Here is a 20,539-nt window from a genome sequence, read left to right on the forward strand (position 1 = left end):
CAGCACCCGAAGGTGACGGCGGCGCTCCGTCGCCGACAGCAGCGTCGGGTCACTCGCGGCGACGCTGCGCGTCGAACGGCGCGTCGGCTCGGGCTCCCCCGGCGCCGGGCGTACCGCCGCCTGACGCACGGCCTCGGCGAGCGCGACGAGATCGTCGGGCGTCGGCTCGGGCGGCGTCATGTCGACGGCGAGGCGGACGATGTCCCACCCGCGCGGCGCGGTGAGGCGCGTCGCGTGGTCGGCGCACAGGTCGTAGGTGTGCGGCTCCGCGTATGTCGCGAGCGGGCCGAGCACGACCGTCGAATCGGCGTAGACGTACGTCAGCGTGGCCACGGCGGGCTGGGAGCAGGCCGATCGGGAACACTGTCGCATCAACGTCACGAGGCACAAGGGTACGCCACGGCGGGCACCACGTTAGGCTCGCCGGGTGACTCCTCGCCCCACCCCACGCGCGCCGCGCGGGGACGCCCCGACGCGGCGCGATCGTCACGGGCGCCGCCATCGTGGGCCGCTCGCGTGGCCGCCCACGCCGTCGATGCTGTCGCGGGCGCGCTCGTTCGACGAGGCGGTGCTGCGCAGCGTCGAACGGCTCGAGGCGCGTTGGGGCGAGAGCCTGGAGCACATCGAGATCGGCGTCGAGGAGGTGCCGCCGTCCGATCCGAGCGCGTGGGAGGACGCCGTGCCGCTCGGGCGCGCCTTCCCAGCCGAGGGCAAGCACCGCGCGCGCATGGTGATTTATCGCCTGCCGATCCAGACGCGCTCCGCCGACCTGTACGAACGCGACCTGCTCGTCGAGCACGTCGTCACCACCCAAATCGCGGCCCTGCTCGGGCGCGAACTCGACGAGGACGACCAATGAGATTGACGCCCACCGCCGCCCCGCTGCTGCCCGCCGACATCCTCGTCGCCGGGCGCGCACCCGTGCTCGTGACGGGCGCGTCGGGGGTGCTCGGGCGCTGCGTCGTCGAGGAGCTGCTCACCTCCTCCATCCCCGTACGCGCGCTGACGCACCGACGCGACGTCGACCTGCCCGAGGCGGCGGCCGGCATCCCGGCGCGCCTCGAGCACGTCACCGGCGACCTCGGCACCGGCGCCGGGCTCGACGCGGCGCTCGACGGCGTCGAGGCCGTCATCCACTGCGCAGGCAACCCGAAGGACGCGCGCCGCGTCGACGTCGAGGGCACGAGACGCCTCGTCGACGCGCTCGACGCGTGGGCACCGAGCGCGCACCTCGTCCATGTCTCGATCGTCGGCTGCTTCGAGAACCCCTACCCCTACTACCGGGCGAAGGCCGACGCCGAGAACGTCGTCGAGGCCTGGCACGGTCGCGCGAGCATCGTGCGCGCCACCCAGTTCCATCCGTTCGTCGCGCAGCTCGTGCGCGGCGCGGGCGCTCGCGCCCTGGGCGCCGTCGAGGACATCGAGGTGAGCCCCGTCGACCCGCGCTGGGTGGCGACGAAACTCGTCGACGTGGCGTCGCTGCTCACGAGCCTGCCCACGCCGATGGAGCTCGCCGGGCCGGAGACGTTCACCCTCGCCGACATCGCGACGCTCACCGCACACCTCGATCGCCGACGCGCGCCGCGCACGGCCCCGCTGCCGACGATCGGGGCGACGATGCGCGCCTTCACCCGCGGCGCGCATCTGCCGAGCGAGCAGACACAGATCGGTGGACGCACCTACGCGCAGTGGCTCTCGGCCGAAGAACACTGACCTACCGGTAGGACGCCGCGCCGCGTTCAGGCGGCGGCGTGGTTCGGTGTCGGGGAAGCTCGGGAGTGAGTTGCTGCGGCTCGGCGGTTCGCGCCTCAGCGCTGGGTGACTTCGACCGGCGCGCGCAGCCACGGCGTCGGCACGAGCGGCACGCTCGTCACCGGCTGATCGGCGCCCACATCGCGGACGAGCACCGCGGCGTGGACGGGCGCGGCGTCCGCTGATCCGTCATCTCGCAGCAGCCACACCGTGGCGTTCTTCGGCACGTCCACACTCGCCCAGCCGTTCGCCGGGACGTCGAGACGTCGGCGCGTCGCTTTCCCGGACGGATCGCTGACGACGAGCGTCACCGACGTCGCCCTCCCTTCGCCCATGACGACGAGTCGGCCGGCGTGGCGCGCCCCGTCGAGACTGGCACCGGCTGCGGCATCAAGCGCCGGGGCGGCGGGCACCCAGGTGAAGTCGCGCGATTTCTTGGACGCCGAGGACGCAAAGGCGGAGGCGATGATGTTCTCCTGCGAGCTCGCGCGCACCGCGGCGACGTCGTCGTCGATGCCGTCGAGCGTGACGTCGAGGCTGCGCCCGACGGGCACCGTCACGACGCGTTCACTCACGTCACCGGCGTCCTTCCCGGACGCCTGGAGGCGCACGACGGCCGCGCGGGAGCCTGGCGCCGCGAGACGCACACGTACGGAGCGGTCGACGACCGGCACGCCGGGCATCTCCTGCACCGGCGCGGGCGGTGCGTACTGGGCGGCGACGTCGTCGCCCTTGCGCTCGGTTTCGCCGACGCGGTCGCGGACACTCGCGACGACCGCACCGTCCTCACTACGGACGTGAACGACGACCGCAGCGTGCGCGAGAGCGTCCGCGGGGATGTTGACGCTGACGCGTCCATGCGCGGGCACGGCCTTGTCGGCGATCGCGGCGGAGTCGAGCGCGCCGTCAGCCGCGCGGACGTCGACGTCGACGGACACCGCGCGTGCGCCCGGGTTGACGAGGGTGACGGTGAGCAGCCTGCCGGGTTGCTTGTCCCCCACCGGAATCCACGCCTCGGCCGTGGCCTGGGTGCAGGCCTGCGCGCTCATGGCGCCGTTCGCCTCGTGGAACTGCGTTGCCGTGATGCCGGGCGCCGAGGCGCCTCGCGCGACGACGTCGAGGGGCCCGTTCTTCCAGGTGCGGGTCATGCTGTGGCCGCGCGCGAGCGTCACGGCTGAGCTGTGACCCGCCTCGTTCACCTGCAGCTGCCCCCCGCCGCCGAGCATCGACGACAGCTGCATCGGCGCCGACGCGAGCGCCAGCGTCGCCGCGTCCTTGCCCTCGCCGCCCGGGCACACGAGCGACGCCGCGTCGACGGGCATCGCGGCGGCGCGGGCCGTCGGCGCCGCTGCCTTCGGCGGGTGGACGGGCGCGGCCTGCGCTGCCAGGACGACGGCGCCCGTCCCGGCGGCAAGGACGCCGGCGCGGATCCACCCCTGAGCGCCCCACGTGCGTGGCCGACTCGTGCGCGAACGGCTCATGCGCGCTCCTTCTTCCGCGTTCCGAACGGCAGCGCGAGGAACGCGACGACACCGAACAGGCCGAGCTGCGCCCAGCGCCAGCCGCGCCACGCCGTCCCGGGATGGATCTCCAGACGACCGCCCGCAGCGCCCAGTTCGTAGGTCGGCAGGTCGCCTGCGACGTGCCGCAGGGGGCGGCCGTCGAGCGTCACGCTCGCGTGCTCGGCGAAGCCCGGCCCAGCCGCGACGGCCACGCGTCGCGCGGCAGCGCCCGCGGGCAGCGTCGTCGAGACGCGCGCATGGTCGCCGCTCACGGGCACGATCGTGCGATTCTCGCCGTCCGTGACGACGACGCGGGCGGCGCGCTCGGCGCCCTCTCCGTCGACGTGGTAGAGCGAGGTGCCGGCGGTGCTCGCCATGGGCGTGAGGCCGTCCACGCCGTCGAGTTCGAGCGAGCGTGCCCCGGGCTCCTGGGTTGCGCTCACGTACGCGACGCCGGCTTCGCGCAGCGCGCGCGCCGCGTCGGATCGATCGGCCGCGGCGTCCGTCAGCGACCCGATCGCCCGCGTGACGGCGGCGGGGGTCCGCATCGTCGGGACGCCGGCGTCGGCAGCCGGCAGCCCGGCCTCGCGGCTGCGGACGGTGAAGTCGGCGGCGTCCGCACGCGCGTGAAGTTCGAGCACGAGAGCCGCGCGGGCGCTGTGTGCCTCGTGGGCGGCGATGGCCGGCAACGGGTCCTCGACGCGCATCAACCGCGTGGTCGTCGGCGACGTCCAGGCCGCGCAGGCCGCCGTCCCGACGGTGACGAGGACGGTGCCCGCGGTGGCCCAGCGCAGCGGGGTGCCGCGCGCTGCGCGGCGGGTACGCGGAGCGGTGGTCTCGCCGGCCGCGACGAGCGCGAGGGCGAGCAGGCAGGCGACGAAGGCCAGCAGCGGCAGGCCGGCCCACACGTGCCAACCGGGGTTCGCGCCGAAGGAGTGGCGCGGCACGATCATGGCCGCCCCCAGCGACGCGAGGGCACCGACGACGAGCACCCACCGCGCGGCGGCGAACGAGCGTCCGCGCACGGCGCCGAACAGCCCCGCGAGCAGCACGGGGATGCCGAGGACGAGCGGCGTCGACCCGGGCCCGCCGGGGTGGGCGAACAGCATCGCGACGGGGTCGGTGGCCGCCTCCTGCGTGAGGGTGCCGGGGCCGGCGACGAGCCGGGCGGGGTGACGCCACACCTCGACGCTCCAGTGCCCCAGCAGCAGCGGCACGAGGACGGCGACGGCAAGCGCCCGCCATTTCGCCGCGCGGCGACCGAACACGACGATGACGAGCAGGAGGACAGTGAGCGTCGGCAGGAAGGGCGGGGCGAACGCGACGAGCACGGTCGCGGCGAGAGCGCATGCGGCCACCGCACCGGCGCCGCCCGAGCGACGCGCGATCGCGGCCAACCCGGCCAGCGTCAACGGCACCATGATCGCGGCGACGAGGGCGCCCAGACGCCCGTCCGCCATGGCCCCCGTCAGCGGCGCGGCGCTGCCCCACAGCAACGCGACGACGGCACGCGGCCAGGGACGCCGCGTCACGACGCGGCCGGCCCAATAGGCGGCGAGGCCGGCCAGGACGGGCGCGGCGAGGAACAACCACGTGAGCGCGGCCTGGGCGCTCGCGGCGTCATCCGTCCACGGGAACACCGAGACGAGCCACGCGCCCGCCGCGAGGAACGGCAGATACGGCGCCGACGAGGCGGGATGCCCGTACCCGTCGCCCTGCCAGGCGTCGCGCCACGCGTGCCACCACGCGCTCGCGGAAGTGAAGCTCGGCTCGAGAGCGCCGCCCGCCAGGCCCGCTCCGCCACTCAGCAGGTCGGTGTCGAACGTGCGACGCGCGAGCACGGCGCTCAGTGCGACGAGAGCCAGGAACAACCACAGGCCGGGGTGACGCAGGCCGCGCGCGACGATGCCGCGCGGAGCCGTCAGGTCCTCGGTGTCCGAGGACGTGGGCCCGGTCTCCGACGACGCCGGGCTCGCACCGGCCGTCCGCGAACCGCTAGGCGTGACGGCCTCGACGAACGCCTCCCACGCGCGGGCGCGGCCGACGGAGGCGGGCACGAACAACGACCGCAACTGCGCAGTGCTGACGACGGCGCGGCCGCGGAAGCGCCGGCGCGCGCCGAAGATGCGGGCCAGGCCGAAGGATGCGCTCGCCTGCCCCAACTCGGCCGCGGCACGCCGCGGCCGCTTGACGAGCAGCAGCGCGAGCGCGAGCAGCAGCGACGTCAGCGTCGTCCAGACCATCGCGAACGGCAGGCGCCACGCCGGTGTGCGCGCGAGGGCCACCTGACGGTGACGACGCAGCGTCGCAGCCGAGTGCGACGCAGGACGATCGGGGTCACCCGCACGGCGCGACAGCGCACGTCGCTCGCGGCGGGTAGGGCGCGAGCCACCCCCGTCGACGGAGCGCAGCAGGTGCGCCGCGTCGAGATCCTGATGGGCGACGGCGTCGGGGATGACGGCCACCGCGTGCCCGGCGAGGTGGGCGCGCCAACACAGGTCGAGCCCGTCGCCGTCACCGTCGAAGGCGGGGTCGAATCCGCCGAGTTCGAGATAGACGTCCTGGCGCACGAGCATGCCGGAGCTCGCGACGGCGAGCACGTCGCGGCGAAGATCGTGCTGGCCCTGGTCGAGTTCGCCGTCATGCGTGCGCGCGACGTGCCGGCCGCTCGTCGTGACGTCGATGCCCACGTTGACGAGCCGGTCTGGGCGGTCGAGTTCGTGGATCTTGCAGCCGAGGATGCCGAGTCGTTCGCTGCGTCCGGCCGCCCTCAGCTGGGCGGCGAGGGCCTTCGGCAGCGGCGCCGAATCCTCGTGGAGCAACCAGAGCCAGTTGTACCGGTCGTTCGGGTGGCTCTCGCGGCGACGTGCACGGCGTCGGGTGCGTAGCGCGACGACGTGGTCGCTGGAGCGTACGGGCAGCGCCTGGACGGCGCGGTCGACGAGCGCGGCGAACGCCTCGTCGTGCGAGGCGGTGACGACGGTGACGTCGAGCGCCCGCAGGTCGGCGCGCTCGCGGGTCATCGCGTCGAGGGTGCCGCGCACGCGTCCGGCGGCGCTGCCGTCGACGATGACGAGGCGGTCGGGGCGGCGCGTCTGCGCGCAGACGGCGGTGACGGTGGCGTCGAGCCAGGGCTGATGGGCGTCCCGCGCGATGAGGACAGCGGTGACGAAGGGGTGTGCTGGGGAGCCGTCGTGCAACTCGTCGACGCCGTTGACCTGGGTCGCCGACACTTCGCTCAGACCGCGCGCTTCTTCAGCTTGCGGCGTTCGCGCTCGGACAGCCCGCCCCAGATGCCGAATCGCTCGTCGTTCTCGAGGGCGTACTCGAGGCATTCGGAGCGCACCTCGCACCCGACGCAGACGCGCTTCGCCTCACGGGTCGAGCCGCCCTTCTCGGGGAAGAAGGCCTCGGGGTCGGTCTGCGCGCACAGGGCGCGCTCCTGCCACGACAGCTCTTCCGTGTCGTCCAGGGCGTCGTGCAGGCTGATCAACTGCATGAATTCCTGCATGTCCGTCCTTTCGTGGTCGGCGGTCGCGGCGGGTGGGCCGGGCTCTGCGGTACGTCCCGATCATCGGCACGTCGGTCGTGTGGTCATCGTGATCCGCCGCTCGCGGCGGCCATATCACCGAGCGGTGACAACCCCCTGGTGACGCGACGATCCAGCCGATGATCCGCCGATGGCGAGCCGTCGAGAAGGTCGACGGTGACGCCCGGACGAAGGGCGTCGTGCGCAGCGGGCAGGTGGCAGCGAGAGCGAAGCGGTGGCGAGAACCAACGGTGTTATTACATCGGTGTCATTCGAGTGAGTCAAGCCGAACGGGTGACCCCGATCAGCCCTCGGCGGGGGTGGTCGAGGCCCTGCTGCGCCCCTGTGTCACACTGACACAATGCATGTGAGCGTCCTATCTAGTGGCCCCCTCTCCCGCCCGGCACTAGATGCGCTGTTCGGGCGAGAGTCCATCACCAACACGCCTTTGCTCGATGTGATCTACGTCACCAACACGTCGCATGACATCAGTCTCGCAGGTCTCAGGTTCTGCCCCAACCTCGACGCGGTGTGCCGAATTGCGGACGATGCGGTGCCGGGGACGCGCACAGCGGTCGTCTCTCTGCGGGACGCCGGTCTCATTCCGACCGGCGCGTGGGGCTGGCTCGACGATGAGGCCCTCGCCCAGGCCGTGGCCCGCACCTATCGCCACGCGCGGGGCACCGGCGCCGTCGCCGCAGCTCAGCAGCAGTGGACGCAGTGCCGCGGCGCGCAGAGCGAGACGGCTGCCGTCCTGCCGCTCACCGAAGAACCCATCGAACTGCACGTGCTCGAACCCGACGGCGACGGTGGGCAGGTCAGCCGTCACGCGCTGCGCTGGATCGAGGACACCGACCGCCGCGAGCCCGAGGGGTTCGTCGTCGCCGGCGTCGATCACGCCGACGCCGCGCCCGGCGTGCTCGACGCCGTGCGCAGCGCCGACGTCGTCGTCCTGCCGCCGATGTCGCCGATCCTCGACATGGCCGGATTCCTCGCGGTGCGCGGGATCCGCGACGCTCTGCGCGGCACGTCGGCGCGCGTCGTGGCGCTCAGCCCCATCGGCCTCGACGGGCACCGCCCCGCCGGCGTCGACGCCGCGAGCTGGCGACTCACCGGGGCGACTGCGTCATCAGCAACCCTCGCCCGCCTGTACGCCGACTTCGTCGACGCCCTCGTCATCGACGACGCCGAGGCGCCGACGCGCTACCCGTCGTCACTCACCGTGACGCGAGCGCCCATGCGGGCCGCCCTCGCGGGTGACGTCGACGCCGCCGCCCGGCTGCGCGCCGTCGTCCTGGGTGACGCTGCCCTGTTGTCGTAGTCAGCTCCCCCGCGGCGTATGCGTTTCACCAGGTGCGCGTCGGCAGGTGCGACGGCAACGTCATGCGTGCGCCGTGGCGTGGGCGCGGCGGGCCGCCGGCGAGGATGAGGCGCTCGGCGCGAAACCGGTGCCCACGGTATGGCTCCAGCAGGCGCGCCATGCCGGCGTCATCGGTGTCCTGGCCGATCAGCGCGTGCCCGATCTGCTTCGCGACGTGGTAATCCCTGAACGTCGGCGCATCGGCGTCACCCCAGGCCGTCTGCGCGACCTTGGCACTCGTCCACACTCCGAGCCCGGGCACGGACCGCAGGCGAGCGTGGGCCTCGGCGTGCGGCAGGTCCGCCGTCCGCTCGAGCGCGTCGGCGTGGTCGAGCGCTCGCATGATCGTGCGCGACTGCGGTGGCTCGACGCCGGCCTGCAACCACGCCCAGGACGGGATGCGTCGCCACCCCCGTGCGTCCGGCGCGGCGTGCATGCGGGCGACGGCATGCGCCTGCGGGCCGGCTGCGCGCACGACCTCCGCGGGCGTCGGGATGGGCGTGCCGTAGCGGCGTACGAGCACCCGAAACCCGCCGAACGCCTGCTTGCCGGTGACCTTCTGCTCGAGGATGCTCGGCACGAGCGAGGTGATGACGAGTCCCGTGCGCGGGGCGCGCCAGTGACGATGGTGCGGCTGGCGCAGTGCCGCCGTCACCCGGTCGTGACGGGCCACGAACCCGGACGGGTCGTCGTCACCGCCCAGGATGCGAGGCACCCGACCCTGGAACCACGCCGCACCCGGGCCGTAGGCCCGCAGCTCGACGCGGTCGGGACGCTCGGCGCGCGCGCTGCCATCGGGCATGGCGGCGGTTCGCGGCTCACAGCCCGCCATCCCACCGAGGCCCGGCCTATCCGCTCGTGCGGCTCCGGGCGTCGCTACGGGTGCACCGCCACGCACGGGCATCGAGCGCCACCACGTCAACGCCGGCCCGAGGGGCGTCGTCACCGCCCACCACAACTGCCGTTCGCCGATGACCATGCTCGGGTCGCCCACGCCGCGGCGCAGGGCGCCGAGGATCTGCGCTAGCGGCACCGGCCGGCCGGGTTCCCACACCTCGAACAGGTCGGCCGACATGGCGCCGGGCGCGCCCGCCCCGTCGGCCCCGTGGACTGTGTCGCCCCCGCCGGCCCCCTCGGCCGCGTCAGCGACGTCCATCAGACCCACGCTCCTCGAGGCCGCGGGAGACCACAGCACTCACCTCGCGCTCCACCTCGTCGAGTGGAACCCGCTCACCGAGGAACGCCTCGAAGATCCCGGCTTGCTCGGGCGAGACGTCGGTGTCGAGGTGCGCCACGCTCGGCTCACTCACCCACACGACGGGCATGCCGACCATGGCCGACAGGTTGATGAGGGCCGTGCTCGGCCCGCCGAGCGCCAGGCTCGCACGCACGACGTCCGGGTCGAGCTCGGCGGTGCCCCGCGAGAGCATGATGTCGAACTCCGCGTACCGGGCGCGATCTTCGGCGGGGTGCGGACGCACGAGCGGTCGCAGCCCGGCCGCGGCCGCGGCGTCCGCGAGGCGTCGCACGTACGCGAGGTAGGCCTCCGGCGAGCACCAGCCGAGGTCGACGACCGGCTGGGTGAGGATGACGGCGCTCGCGTCGCTGCCGGGGCGCGCGTCGCCCAGCTCGCGTCCGAACTCGGCGGCGACGGCCGGCAACACCTCCCACGATGATCCGACCGAACGGAACGTCGGCCACCGCAGCGTCGTGCAGGCGCGCGCGATGGCCGCGGTGACGAGCGTGCGCGCTGCGGCCTTCGCCGCCGGGGTGCCGTGACGCTCCAGCGCCGCCCGCCGCGAGTCACGCGAAGCGTAGGAGCCGATGCCCTCGTCCGTGACGACGACATCGATGCGCCGCGTCGGGTTGGCTCGTCGCAGCCGGGCGACGGCCTTGAGCCCCGGCGCGCCCACGGCGACGTAGAGGCAGCGGGCCGCGTCGTCGAATCGCCATCCGGGCATCCCGTCTTCGACGGTGACGCTCCCGCCCTGAGGCAGCAGCTCGCGCGCGTCGTCGACGGTGACGGCGGCGGAGGCGAGGAACGCGGGCGCGGCGACGAACGAGACGCGGATCGGCGTGACCCCGTCGACGAGGGTGCGCACGTAGGAGGCGATGTAGACGAGGTGACTGCGGTTCTTCACCCCGGTGATGGCGACGTGGATGCCCCGCGTGCCCTGCGCGTCGAGCGACGCTGGGCGGCCGCTCGAACGAGTGAGTCTGCGACGCAGCGAGGTTGCGGCCCCCATCACAGCACCGGGGGCCGGCCGAGACGCGTCAGCCGGGCGACGGTCGACCACGACATGACGCGCCGCTCCCCCGCGTCGGTCCGCACGCCCTCGACGAAACCGGCGAACCACGTCTTGAGTGCCTCCTTGTCCTTGACGCGCAGCACCGTGATGGCGGCCCAGTTGCCGAGGTAGAGGGGCACCAGCGGCGCCGGTAGGTTTCGCTTGGCGACCCACACGCGGTTGCGCGCGTTCATCCGGTAGTACACGGCGTGACGCGCGGGGCTCGTCGCGGGGTGATGGACGGTGATGCTCGGGACGTACTGGATGACCCAGCCGGCGTCGATGAGGCGCCAGGCGAGGTCGATGCCCTCGTGGCCGTAGAAGAACTCCCCTGGCCAGCCGCCGACTTCCTCGAACGCGGTACGCCGGGACAGGTGGATGCCTTCGAGGAACCACGTCGCGGGCCCGGGCTTGCCGCCGCCTTCGACACGCAGGCGCGGAATCCATCGCCGCGGCGTCGGCTTTCCCGTCGGATCCTGTCCCAGCGGGCCGATGACGGCGTTCTTCGGGTCGCGTTCCATCTCACGCACCATGTCGGCGAGGACGTGATCGTTCGGCAGGGTCGCGTCGTCGTCGAAGAAGAAGAGGTAGTCGCCGCGCGCCTTGGCTGCCCCGACGTTACGCCCGCCCGGGATGCCGAGGTTCTCCGGCGAGTACAGGGGGCGCACGACATCGGGGAACGGCCACGGGTTCTCGGCCGGATCCCACCCGTTGCCGAGCAGCACGACGTCGAGTTCGACGTCGCGCTGGGCGATGAGCGAGTCAAGCGCCGCCCGCAGATCGTCGGGGCGGTTGCCCATCGTCATGAGGACGACGCCGACCCTCGGCAGCGCCCTGCCCTCGGACGAGCCCGGTTCCGCATCCGGTTGTGTCATCGTCATGTCTTTCCTCCGTCGTGGGAAACCGTGGCGCTCACCGCACCTCGACTCTGCTGCCAGGCTAGAGTGCGCCGCCGACAACCCCGGAATCTCGGAGTTTTGCGCCGCTCAACGCCGCCGCGCGCGTCATGACGACGTCACCTCGAACCTCCGTGCGCCACGCCACCCGACCCACCGCGGCATCCTCCAGCACGTCGGCCGGCACGGCGAGCCCATGGCGCGAGAGCCACGTGATGATCGGGACGTCGGCGAGCTTGGCCAACGCTTCGGCGCGCGTCCAGGCCCCGGCGAACTCGACCGGGTCGTCCACCCCGAACCGCCGTACCAAGGACGCCCGCACCGGCGCGACGATCTCGGCGTCGATGACGAAACGCGCGCCCTCCCGGAGCCGCTCGGGCACGTGCCAGGCGAGCCCGGTGCCGTCGGCGAGGTAGCTGCGCGCGGCGTCGGGAAACGTCGTCGCGTTGACGTCGGCGGCGCGCACGACGTCGCCGTCACGCACGGCGGCCTCGAGCACCACACATGCGGGTGAGGTGTTCGAGGCCGGTGGCCGCGTCGTGGGGTCGCTCAGATCGAGCCGCCGCCGTCGATCGTCAGCACCATGCCGTTGATGTTCGTGTCTTCGAACAGCAGCATGCGCAGCGTCGGCGTGATGTTCTCCGGCTCGACGAGACGGTTCGTCGGCGTCCGGCGGGTGATCGTCGACAGCTGCTCGGTGCCGAGCACGGAGCTCATCTCCGAGGCGAAGAAGCCGGGCGCGATCGAGTTGACGAGGAATCGCCCGTGCATCTCCCGCGCGAGCGAGCGCGTCGCGGCGTCGAGGCCACCCTTCGTCGCCGAGTACGCGACGAGGCCGGAGTAACCGCGCTGCGCGCAGACGCTCGTCACGTTGACGATGCGGCCCTTGCCGACCTTCGCCATGGCGTGACGCATGAACGCGCGCGTGACGAGCAGCGTCGCCGTCAGGTTGGTCGAGATGATGTCCTCGATGCGCTCCGGCGTCGTGTGCAGGTGCAGCGAGTCCTGACCGATCGCCGCGTTGTTGACGAGCGCGTCGATCGGGCCGAGCACCTTCGCGGCGTCCTTGATGAACGACGTGACGGCCTTCGAATCCGTGATGTCGACCGAGCCGACGTACACGCGCTCCGGGTTGGCGTCCATGAGCTGCTGCAGTTCGGGCGTGACGGTGCGGGCGAACGCCGCGACCTTCGCGCCGTTCGCGAGCACCTCCTCGACGAACGCGAGGCCGAGGCCGCGCGAGCCTCCGGAGATGAGGACGCAGGAGGCTGCGGGGATGACGTTCGGCTCGTTCGTGGTCTCAGACATCGCTCTTCAGGCTCTCCTTGATCGGGATCTCACTCAGGTACTTGACGCGGCGTGGCACCGCGTATTCGGGCAGTCGCTCGGCGCACCACGCCTGCAGCGCAGCCTGGTCGGGCGCACCGGGGTCACCCTTGGCGAGGCCGTCGCGCAGGACGACGTCCGCTGCGACGACGTTGCCGACGAGCGGCGCCTTGCGCCCGCGCACGGCGGCCCAGGCGACGTCGGGGTGCTCGAGCAGCACTGCCCGCACGGCGCCCGCGGACGCCTTCGACCCGCCGACGTTGATCTCGTCGCTCGCGATGCGGCCGGTGATGACGACGCGTCCGTCGGCGATCTCGACGTGGTCGCCGGTGTGGATGACGGCGTCCATGCCCTCGGCGGCCTTCGGCGAAGCGATGAGCAACTCACCGTCCTCGACGCTCAGGCGCGGGCGCCCGGCGACCTCGCGCTCCAGCCAGGTCTCGGGGAATCCGGCGAGCCCGTCGTGGACGGCGATCGCCGCACCGGCCTCGGAGCTCGCGTAGATCCATGAGATACGTGCGTCGGGGAAGACCTCACGCAGTCGGTCGAGGATGCCCTGGTCGACGGGTTCGCCGCCGAGCGTGATCTGTTCGAGCTTCAGCTGGGCGAGCACGTCACCGTTGCGCCACAGCGCCTGACGCCAGAACGTCGGCGTGCCGGATGCCGCCGTCACGCCCGCCGCGAGCGCCTGCTGCGGCCACTCGTCGAGCTGCGAGGGTTCGACGAAGACGACGTCCTGCCCGGGCATCGTGAGCGAGAGGGTGACGACCTGCCACCAGGCGTAGGCGCCCGGGGTGTAGGGGCACAACCAGGTGCGCGCAGGCTGCTGCCCCCCGACGGTCGTCAACGACTCCAGGGTGTGTGCCACCTGCTTCGGACGCCCGGTCGAACCGGACGTCAGCAACCAGATGCGGCCCGCCTCGGGCTCGCGCGGCGCCGTCGCGGCCTCGAGCGTGACGCCGCCGGCGCTGTCGCGCACGAGAGTCAGCCCCGCGTCACGCAGCTGCGCCGCCTGCTCGTCCCCGATGCGCGAAGCGGTCGCGATGAGCGTCTCACGGCCTGGGTCGAGCGCTGCGTTCCAGGCGGCCTGAGCCGCCGCGCGGTGCCCCGAGACCAGGCAGGCCGCGGCGGGCGGCAGCGCCGGTGTGTCAGACGATGCGCCGTACGGCGCCTGCGCCAACTCGGCCCACGTGCCGTCGAATTCGCCGACGACGACGCGGTTGCCCGCGCCCGCAGGACGCGAGTCGAGCACCCCCGTCATTCGGCCTTCTGAAGCTCGTCGATGAAGTCGAGGACGTCTCCGACGGTCTCGATGGAGCGCAGGCCGGGCGCGTCGAAGTTGAGTTCGGTGTCGAGCTCGTCCTCGACCTGCAGGGCCAGTTCGGAGAAGTCGAGCGAGCGGAAGCCGATGGTGTCGAGGCGCGCACCGTCGTCGGCGGGCAGTTCCTTGCCCTGGGCGGCGAGGACCTCGCCCATCATCGTGCGGACCTGATCGCGGCTGAGCGTGCTCATGACTTCACCTTTGCTCGATGCTGTGACGGCCCGGCGCTCACTCTGCGCGCCGCTGGGGGCGCAGCATGCCTGCCGTGGCCTGTTTCCTTACGGGGTAGTCTAGACATTCCGGCTGTCTGCGCCATTTCGTGCGTTTCGGCACCCGGCCCAGCCGTATTCGAGGGAGATCGACGATGCTTCGTCCCGCCACCGACGCCGACCAGGAGAACGTGCGCACCTGGCGCAACCATGACGAGGTGCGAGCCGTGTCGCTGACGCAGCACGTCATCAGCGCTGACGAGCATGCCGCGTGGTGGGCGAACACGAAGGACAACCCGTCGCGTCACGTGCTCATCTACGAACGCGGTGGCGTGCCGTCGGGCGTCGTCACCTTCTTCGACCTCGACGTCGACGCGAAGACGTCGTGGTGGGGTTACTACCTCGACAACGACGGCCTCACCGCGCGCGGTGAGCTGCTGCCGGCGTGGATCCAGATCCAGCGCGAGGCCGTCAAGTACGCCGACGCCGAACTCGGTCTGGACTCTCTCGACGCCGAGGTGCTCGAGATCAACGAGGGCGTGCGCCGGTTCAACAAGCGCAACGGCTTCACCGAGCTGGAGACGCAGAACCGAGAGATCGGCGGCGAGAACGTCGCCGTCATCCACGTGCGCCGCGAGCGCCCCCGCACCGACCGCCAGGAGCCGACATCATGACGCAGAACCCGAACCAGAACATCCGCATCGGTGACGTCGAGGTCGGCCCAGGCGCCGAGCCGTACATCATCGCGGAGATGTCGGGCAACCACAACGGCAGCCTCGAGACCGCGCTCGACATCGTCCGCATGGCCGCAGCACAGGGCGCGCACGCCATCAAGCTGCAGACGTACACGGCCGACACGATCACGATCGACGTTCGCACCGACGAGTTCAAGATCTCCGGCGGGCACGAGCTGTGGGGCGATCGCTACCTCTACGACCTCTACACGGAGGCGCACACCCCGTGGGAGTGGCACGAGCCGATCTTCGCGCTCGCGAAGGAGCTCGGCATCCACGCCTTCTCCTCCCCCTTCGACCCGACGGCCGTCGACTACCTCGAGAACCTCGACGTGCCCGCGTACAAGATCGCGAGCAGCGAGATCGTCGACCTGCCGCTCATCCGGTATGCGGCAAGCAAGGGCAAGCCGATCATCATCTCGACGGGGATGGCCTCGCTCGGTGAGATCAACGCGGCCGTCGAGGCGGCGCGCAGCACGGGCAACGAGCAGATCATCGTGCTCGCCTGCACGGCCAACTACCCGGCCGACCCGAGCGAGTCGAACCTGCGCGGCATCCCCGTGATGCGCGACGCCCTCGGCACGCTCATCGGCTACTCCGACCACACGATGGGCATCGGCGCGGCTGTCGCCTCCGTCGCGCTCGGCGCGGTTCTCGTCGAGAAGCACGTGACGCTGAACCGCGAGGACGGCGGCGTGGACTCGGCGTTCTCCTCCGAACCGGAGGAGCTGAACCAGCTCGTCACGCAGACGAAGATCGCGTGGCAGTGCCTCGGCGAGCCGCGCATCGGCGCCCGCGCGCAGGAGAAGGAGGGCCTGCGCTTCCGCCGCAGCCTTTACGTCGTCGAGGACGTCAAGGCCGGCGACGTCGTGACGGCGCAGAACGTGCGCTCCATCCGCCCCGCGAACGGCCTGCCCACCGACACCTTCGACACGCTCGCGGGTCGCACCTTCACTCAGGACGCTCCCAAGGGCACCCCCATGTCCTGGGACCTGGTCTGATACGCGCCTAACGAAGGAAACGCATCGCCGTGAGTGATACGCCCCTGCTGTCGGTTGTCGTCCCGTTCTATGGGGTCGAGGACTACCTGCTCGAATGCCTTCAGTCGTTGCAGGCCCAGACGCTGCGAGACATCCAGGTCGTGCTCGTCGACGACGGCTCACCCGACGACAGCATCGAGATCGCCGAGGCCGTCGCGGCCTCCGACGAGCGTTTTCAGGTCGTGCGCCAGGCGAATGCAGGCCTCGGCCCGGCCCGCAACACGGGCCAGGCCCACGCGGTCGGCGAGTTTCTCACGTTCGTCGACTCCGACGACATCGTGCCGCACCGCGCGTACGAGCAGATGGTCGCGTCGCTGCGCTCGTCCGGTTCGAGCTTTGCGGTGGGCAACGCGCGCCGCTTCTCGCGCACGTCGGGCGTCCGCCAGTCGTGGGCCCACGCACGACCGTGCGCGAAGGACGCCATCGCGACCCACATCCTGGAGCGGCCTACCCTCGCGTACGACCGCATGGTGTGGAACAAGATATACCGGCGCGACTTCTACGAGGAGTACAGGTACGCCTTCCCGCCGATCAAGTACGAGGACTGGCCGGTGACGATGCGGGCCCACCTCGATGCGCTCACGGTCGACGTGCTCAAGACGCCTACGTACTACTGGCGTGAGCGCGAGTCCGGCGACTCGATCACGCAGCAGGTGTTCAAGTACGAGAACCTGCTTGATCGCGTCATCAGCGCCGAGCAGGTCTTCGACGTCCTGGATCGCCAGGCCTCCCCCGTGGTGCGTTCGATGGCGCACCGACACCTGTTGGAGATCGACATGGTGGCTGTCGCGCAGGCGTTCGCCGTCGCCGAGGCGTCCGATGTTCCCCGTCTGCTGGAGCTCTCGTTGCGCTTCGTCGAGCGCCTCGAACCGCCGCACTCGGGTGAATCGCGGTACAATACCCTGCAGTATCACGCGCTGAAGGCCGGTGACGCCGATCTCTTGCGCGAACTCGCTATCTTCCGTGACGCCGGCGGGCTGGCCGGCGGCACGAGTGTGAGCCGATCCCGTCTCAAGCCCTGGCGGTGGAACCTCAACTACCCCGGCCGCACCCATCGGGCGACGCCGAACAACCTGTACGAACTGCCCTTCACCGCCTTGAAGTTGCAGACCTTGGTCACGTCCGCGCGAGCGACGAGCGAGCGCCTCGACATCGAGGCGACTGCTCAGATCGGCCATCTCCAGGCGGGCGACGACGACGCCGTCGCGGTGAACCTCGTCAACGGCATCACCCGCATCCCGCTGGAGGTCGAGACCTTCGACACGATCGACGCCTTCCGCGGCCGCAGCCGCGTCGGCCTTCGCTTCGGCGTCGATCTCGAGTCGTTGCGTGGCCGCCACGACCTCGTCTGGCCCCTCCGCTTCGAGGTGACCCGCACGAGCGCTGGCGTCACCCGCACGAGCCCGCTGACGGGCGCGGGCGCAGGGTCCGCCCAGTACCCGCAGGGAGCCTTCTTCGGCCCAAGCCAGTTCCTCCAGCCGGGCCTCACCTCGGGCAACGTGTACTGCATCCATCGGGTTGCCTTCCCCACGGTCGTCGAGGTGCTGGAGGCCTCGGACGGCGCGTTCGTCGTGCGTGGCACCATCGCCGAACCGGCCCGCAACGCGGCCGTCGTCGTCGTCCGCCCCGACGGTGCTCTGACCTTTCCCGCCACGCTGGAATCCGGCCTCGACGGCATCCAGCACTTCACGGCCCGCCTTGACCCCGCCGTCGTGCTCGACGGCGATTCGAGCGACGACCCGTTCCTGCATACGGCAACGCGACGCGTCGCAATGCGTACGGAGTTCGGCGACGTCGACCTCACCTGGCCCGGCTACGACGCAGACGTCGAGATCACCCAGGACGGTCGCCGCGTCGCACTCACGCGCAGCCGCTTCGGGAACGCCACCCTGACCTTCGGCCCCCTCGTGCCACACGTGGACTCCGCCCGTCAGGTCGGCGACGACCTGCTGCTCGAAGGTACCCACCTGGGTCTGCCGGTCCAGGAAGGTCTCATGTGGCGCCTGTATCTGCCGGATTCGGACGAACATCTCGACATCCCCGTGGCCGTGGACGTCGACGGTTCCCGCTGGTCGTCGCGCACCACCCTGAGCTCCCTGCTGCCCGACGTCGATCGCCCGACCCAGCCGGGCGCTCCCGCAGCGGACTACAGCCTCTTCTTCCAGACGCAGGGGTATGACACCCCGGCGCCGATCGTGCCCTCGGCCCTCGGTGCCTTGCCGATCGAACGCCTCGTGGCCGGGCGCAACGTGCTCGTCACCTCCATCGCCGGTAGTACTCGAGTGCAGGTGCGCTGATGTTCCCGACCAACCAATCCTTCGGAAATTCCGTCGTCCTGGCTGCGGCAGCACGTCTGCCTCAGCCGCTGTTCCCGCCGACGATCCCCGGCTACGTCCAGCCATGGCTCGGTCAGGAGTCCAGCACTTCCGATCATCCTCGTGGCGTTCCTGCATTCGTGTGGGGCCCAGCCGCAAGGGAACGGCGCCACCGTGCCGGCTATCGCAATCACACTCCCATCGGCGCACCATGGCTGTACCTGTTGGCGCTCGAGGCGAATTCGGCCATCCCGGTGCCTCCGGTTCGCAAGGCACTGCTGCCGCCCGAACCAGAGCCGAACCGGTTGCTCTATTTCCCGCACCACGGGCTGCAGGGCGAGCTTGCCGCCCGAAGAACAGCCATAGCACTGGGGTCGCAGGCCCCTGAGACAACAATCGCACTGACCCACGAACAGGCTGCGTCCGAGGCGACGCGCCGGGCTTACGAGGATGTCGGTGCGCGCGTCGTGGATCTCGGGCCGGCGCGCCAGGAGGTGGGCAGCGTCGCCCCTTTCTTCCTGCAGCGAATTCTCCAACTCATACGAGTTCATCGTTCCGTGCGCACCGATGTCGTGGGCACGTATGCGCTCTTCGCCCACAGCGCCGGCGCCATCGTCGAGGCGCATGTACCACGTGAGCGCCTCGATGCCCTGGTCGAGCGCGAACTCGGCCCGTCATGCGTCATGCCCGCCCAAGAACTTCGTGCGATCTTCGATTGGAGCACTCATGTCTGAGGCCCTGTTCACCCTCCTCGCTGACGCTGTGCCCAGCGGCGTAGATGTCGTCGTGCTGGGATTCGAAGACGACGCTCGCGCGGCCATGCGGGCCCACAGCGCCCCGGGCACGGTGTTATTCGTGGACCGGATCGCCGACCTACCTGCGGACACCGAGACGCTTCTCGCCGGGCCCGGTTGGGAGGCCGCATTCTCGGAGACGGATGAGCGCACCTTCGTCGAACGGCTGGCCCGCCTCGCCGGCCAGGTGCGGTCCGGCGCCACGATGGTCGTGGCGCTCGACAATCCCCATTCGACAGCTCGTCTGCTCACGGCCACGCCGCGTGCACTGGCGTCGCACGACGTGGACGCCAGCGCCCAGGATGAAACTCGGCCCGCGTCGCCGCGAGCGTTCACCGAGGCGCTGCGCCAGGTCGGGTTCGCTGCGGCGAGCATCCACAGCCTCTTCGGTACGAACGAGCGCTGGTGCGTCCTAGACGAGTACGCTCTCGAGGCCGCACGGACGGCCGATTCGCTCTCCGGTCTCGTAGCCTCGGCCTGCTCGGCCGTGGATCGGGCCCCGGTGCTGCCGGCCGAGCAGTTCACGGAGGCTCTGGCGGCAGCGAACGCTCTGTTCACTGCAGCCGACGCGTTCGTCGCTGTCGTCGGCGGCCGCGGCCGCAGCATCTACCTCGGGGGCGCCGGTCAAGACGTGCAATGGCTCGATGGCTCTGCGGCGGATCGTCGGTGGGTTGTCGGCGGTTCGAGTGACGACCCGGATCGTCCCAGCACCGTGGCACTCGCGCCAACCGCGCACCGTCTCTTGCTCACGGCTGCGGCTGCGAGCGACACCGGTGCCTTCCGTGACCTTGCCACACGCCTCTCACAGTGGGTGGCCACCTCGTCCTCGCTCGACTCGCGCCGTGATCTCACTTGGCGCGACGTAGTCGTCGAGGGCGACACGGTCAGTCTCACGCTGGGGGCGCCGAGTGGTGGCCACGCGGTTGACCCGCTCCCCCGCGACGAGTTGCTCTGTCGCTGCTGGTCCCATTTCGTCGCTGCCGCTCGCATCGATCAACCCGAACTGCCCTGGCCTGACGCGCTGACGGACGACGAACTCGTGCACCTGTGGCTGTCCATGAGCGGCGTCGGCGAGGAGCGCGTGCGTGAGTTGGTCGAGGGGCGCGCGCGCGCCACGACGGACGACGACGGACTGTGGGCTGCTCGGCATGCTGCAGCGGCAGCGACGCGACGCATCGCCGCACTGGAGGATGAGATTGCGGCGCTCCAAGCCACCTTGCGCCTACGCGACACCGAGATGGCCGTGCGCGCCCGGGCGATTCGCTCACTTCGCGGCCAGGTGTTGAGTGCGTCGAAGAACCGCGACCTCATGGCCAAGGCCAACGCCGACATCAAGGGCTCGGCCGCGTTCAAACTCGCGTCTCAGTTCCGCAAGGCTGCGCTGATCACCCGTCCCAAGCTCCTCGTGCGCGAAGTCGGCAAGGCTGCTGACACGCGAGTTCGTGCCCTGCGACGCGCGGGCTGAGTGGGGCC

General features: G+C 71.3%; 18 protein-coding genes and 1 pseudogene. 8 read left to right on the plus strand and 11 right to left on the minus strand.

Annotated features, from left to right (window positions below):
- Positions 1–381 (minus strand): annotated as a pseudogene (locus NQ706_RS02145) (DUF3499 domain-containing protein); the annotation flags it as partial.
- A gap of 46 nt (positions 382–427) precedes the next feature.
- On the opposite strand from NQ706_RS02145, the gene NQ706_RS02150 reads away from it, so the two are divergent.
- The gene (locus NQ706_RS02150; protein ID WP_006944419.1) at positions 428–859 is read left to right on the plus strand and encodes a metallopeptidase family protein; all 432 of its coding nucleotides are present in this window, start codon (positions 428–430) and stop codon (positions 857–859) included.
- Positions 856–1,713, plus strand: coding sequence for an SDR family oxidoreductase (locus tag NQ706_RS02155; protein ID WP_081873698.1), 858 nt, complete (start codon positions 856–858; stop codon positions 1,711–1,713). The genes NQ706_RS02150 and NQ706_RS02155 overlap by 4 nt, the downstream gene beginning before the upstream one ends.
- Before the next feature lie 95 nt (positions 1,714–1,808).
- On the opposite strand, the gene NQ706_RS02160 is transcribed toward NQ706_RS02155, so the two are convergent.
- The 3 genes from NQ706_RS02160 to NQ706_RS02170 are packed head-to-tail and all read right to left on the minus strand — an operon-like array spanning position 1,809 to position 6,753.
- Positions 1,809–3,233: a DUF5719 family protein gene (locus tag NQ706_RS02160; protein WP_038568952.1), complete on the minus strand. Its 1,425-nt coding sequence runs from the start codon at positions 3,231–3,233 to the stop codon at positions 1,809–1,811.
- Positions 3,230–6,487 (minus strand): glycosyltransferase, encoded by a 3,258-nt coding sequence (locus NQ706_RS02165; protein ID WP_404360288.1) that lies wholly within the window; start codon positions 6,485–6,487, stop codon positions 3,230–3,232. The genes NQ706_RS02160 and NQ706_RS02165 overlap by 4 nt, the downstream gene beginning before the upstream one ends.
- A gap of 5 nt (positions 6,488–6,492) precedes the next feature.
- Positions 6,493–6,753 carry a WhiB family transcriptional regulator gene (locus tag NQ706_RS02170; protein WP_167539850.1) on the minus strand — a complete coding sequence of 87 codons (261 nt, stop codon included), beginning with the start codon at positions 6,751–6,753 and terminating at the stop codon, positions 6,493–6,495.
- Between the two features lie 391 nt (positions 6,754–7,144).
- Between NQ706_RS02170 and NQ706_RS02175 the strand changes: the two genes are divergently transcribed.
- Positions 7,145–8,104, plus strand: coding sequence for a 2-phospho-L-lactate transferase CofD family protein (locus NQ706_RS02175; protein ID WP_081873700.1), 960 nt, complete (start codon positions 7,145–7,147; stop codon positions 8,102–8,104).
- 25 nt (positions 8,105–8,129) lie between these two features.
- Here NQ706_RS02175 and NQ706_RS02180 read toward each other — a convergent pair whose 3' ends face one another.
- From NQ706_RS02180 to NQ706_RS02210, 7 genes are read right to left on the minus strand one after another with little or no spacing between them, the layout of a single operon-like run.
- Entirely contained in the window at positions 8,130–9,299 is a 1,170-nt protein-coding gene (locus NQ706_RS02180) for a DNA-3-methyladenine glycosylase (protein WP_051806028.1), read from the minus strand.
- Positions 9,286–10,389, minus strand: coding sequence for a hypothetical protein (locus NQ706_RS02185; protein ID WP_038568956.1), 1,104 nt, complete (start codon positions 10,387–10,389; stop codon positions 9,286–9,288). Before NQ706_RS02185 ends, NQ706_RS02180 begins: the two co-directional genes overlap by 14 nt.
- Complete coding sequence (locus NQ706_RS02190) at positions 10,389–11,312, minus strand: glycosyltransferase family 2 protein (protein WP_081873701.1); 924 nt, start codon at positions 11,310–11,312, stop codon at positions 10,389–10,391. The genes NQ706_RS02185 and NQ706_RS02190 overlap by 1 nt, the downstream gene beginning before the upstream one ends.
- A gap of 58 nt (positions 11,313–11,370) precedes the next feature.
- Positions 11,371–11,829, minus strand: coding sequence for a hypothetical protein (locus NQ706_RS02195; protein WP_006943590.1), 459 nt, complete (start codon positions 11,827–11,829; stop codon positions 11,371–11,373).
- A 47-nt stretch (positions 11,830–11,876) separates the two neighbouring features.
- Entirely contained in the window at positions 11,877–12,635 is a 759-nt protein-coding gene (locus NQ706_RS02200) for an SDR family NAD(P)-dependent oxidoreductase (protein ID WP_038568958.1), read from the minus strand.
- Complete coding sequence (locus NQ706_RS02205; RefSeq protein ID WP_038568960.1) at positions 12,628–13,914, minus strand: AMP-binding protein; 1,287 nt, start codon at positions 13,912–13,914, stop codon at positions 12,628–12,630. Before NQ706_RS02205 ends, NQ706_RS02200 begins: the two co-directional genes overlap by 8 nt.
- Complete coding sequence (locus NQ706_RS02210; RefSeq protein WP_006943595.1) at positions 13,911–14,165, minus strand: phosphopantetheine-binding protein; 255 nt, start codon at positions 14,163–14,165, stop codon at positions 13,911–13,913. Before NQ706_RS02210 ends, NQ706_RS02205 begins: the two co-directional genes overlap by 4 nt.
- A gap of 173 nt (positions 14,166–14,338) precedes the next feature.
- Between NQ706_RS02210 and NQ706_RS02215 the strand changes: the two genes are divergently transcribed.
- From NQ706_RS02215 to NQ706_RS02235, 5 genes are read left to right on the plus strand one after another with little or no spacing between them, the layout of a single operon-like run.
- Positions 14,339–14,857: a GNAT family N-acetyltransferase gene (locus tag NQ706_RS02215; RefSeq protein ID WP_006943601.1), complete on the plus strand. Its 519-nt coding sequence runs from the start codon at positions 14,339–14,341 to the stop codon at positions 14,855–14,857.
- Positions 14,854–15,918: a pseudaminic acid synthase gene (gene pseI, locus NQ706_RS02220; protein WP_038568962.1), complete on the plus strand. Its 1,065-nt coding sequence runs from the start codon at positions 14,854–14,856 to the stop codon at positions 15,916–15,918. Before NQ706_RS02215 ends, pseI begins: the two co-directional genes overlap by 4 nt.
- 29 nt (positions 15,919–15,947) lie before the next feature.
- On the plus strand, positions 15,948–18,254 hold the full coding sequence (locus tag NQ706_RS02225; protein WP_038568964.1) for a glycosyltransferase: 2,307 nt from the start codon (positions 15,948–15,950) through the stop codon (positions 18,252–18,254).
- Positions 18,254–19,006, plus strand: a complete 753-nt coding sequence (locus NQ706_RS02230; RefSeq protein ID WP_131941340.1) for a hypothetical protein — start codon at positions 18,254–18,256, stop codon at positions 19,004–19,006. Before NQ706_RS02225 ends, NQ706_RS02230 begins: the two co-directional genes overlap by 1 nt.
- Positions 18,999–20,531, plus strand: a complete 1,533-nt coding sequence (locus tag NQ706_RS02235) for a hypothetical protein (protein WP_038568968.1) — start codon at positions 18,999–19,001, stop codon at positions 20,529–20,531. Before NQ706_RS02230 ends, NQ706_RS02235 begins: the two co-directional genes overlap by 8 nt.
- The last annotated feature ends 8 nt before the right edge of the window (positions 20,532–20,539 follow it).

Source organism: Dermacoccus sp. BD5 (genome assembly GCF_044878485.1).
Classification (GTDB): Bacteria; Actinomycetota; Actinomycetes; order Actinomycetales; family Dermatophilaceae; genus Dermacoccus; species Dermacoccus nishinomiyaensis.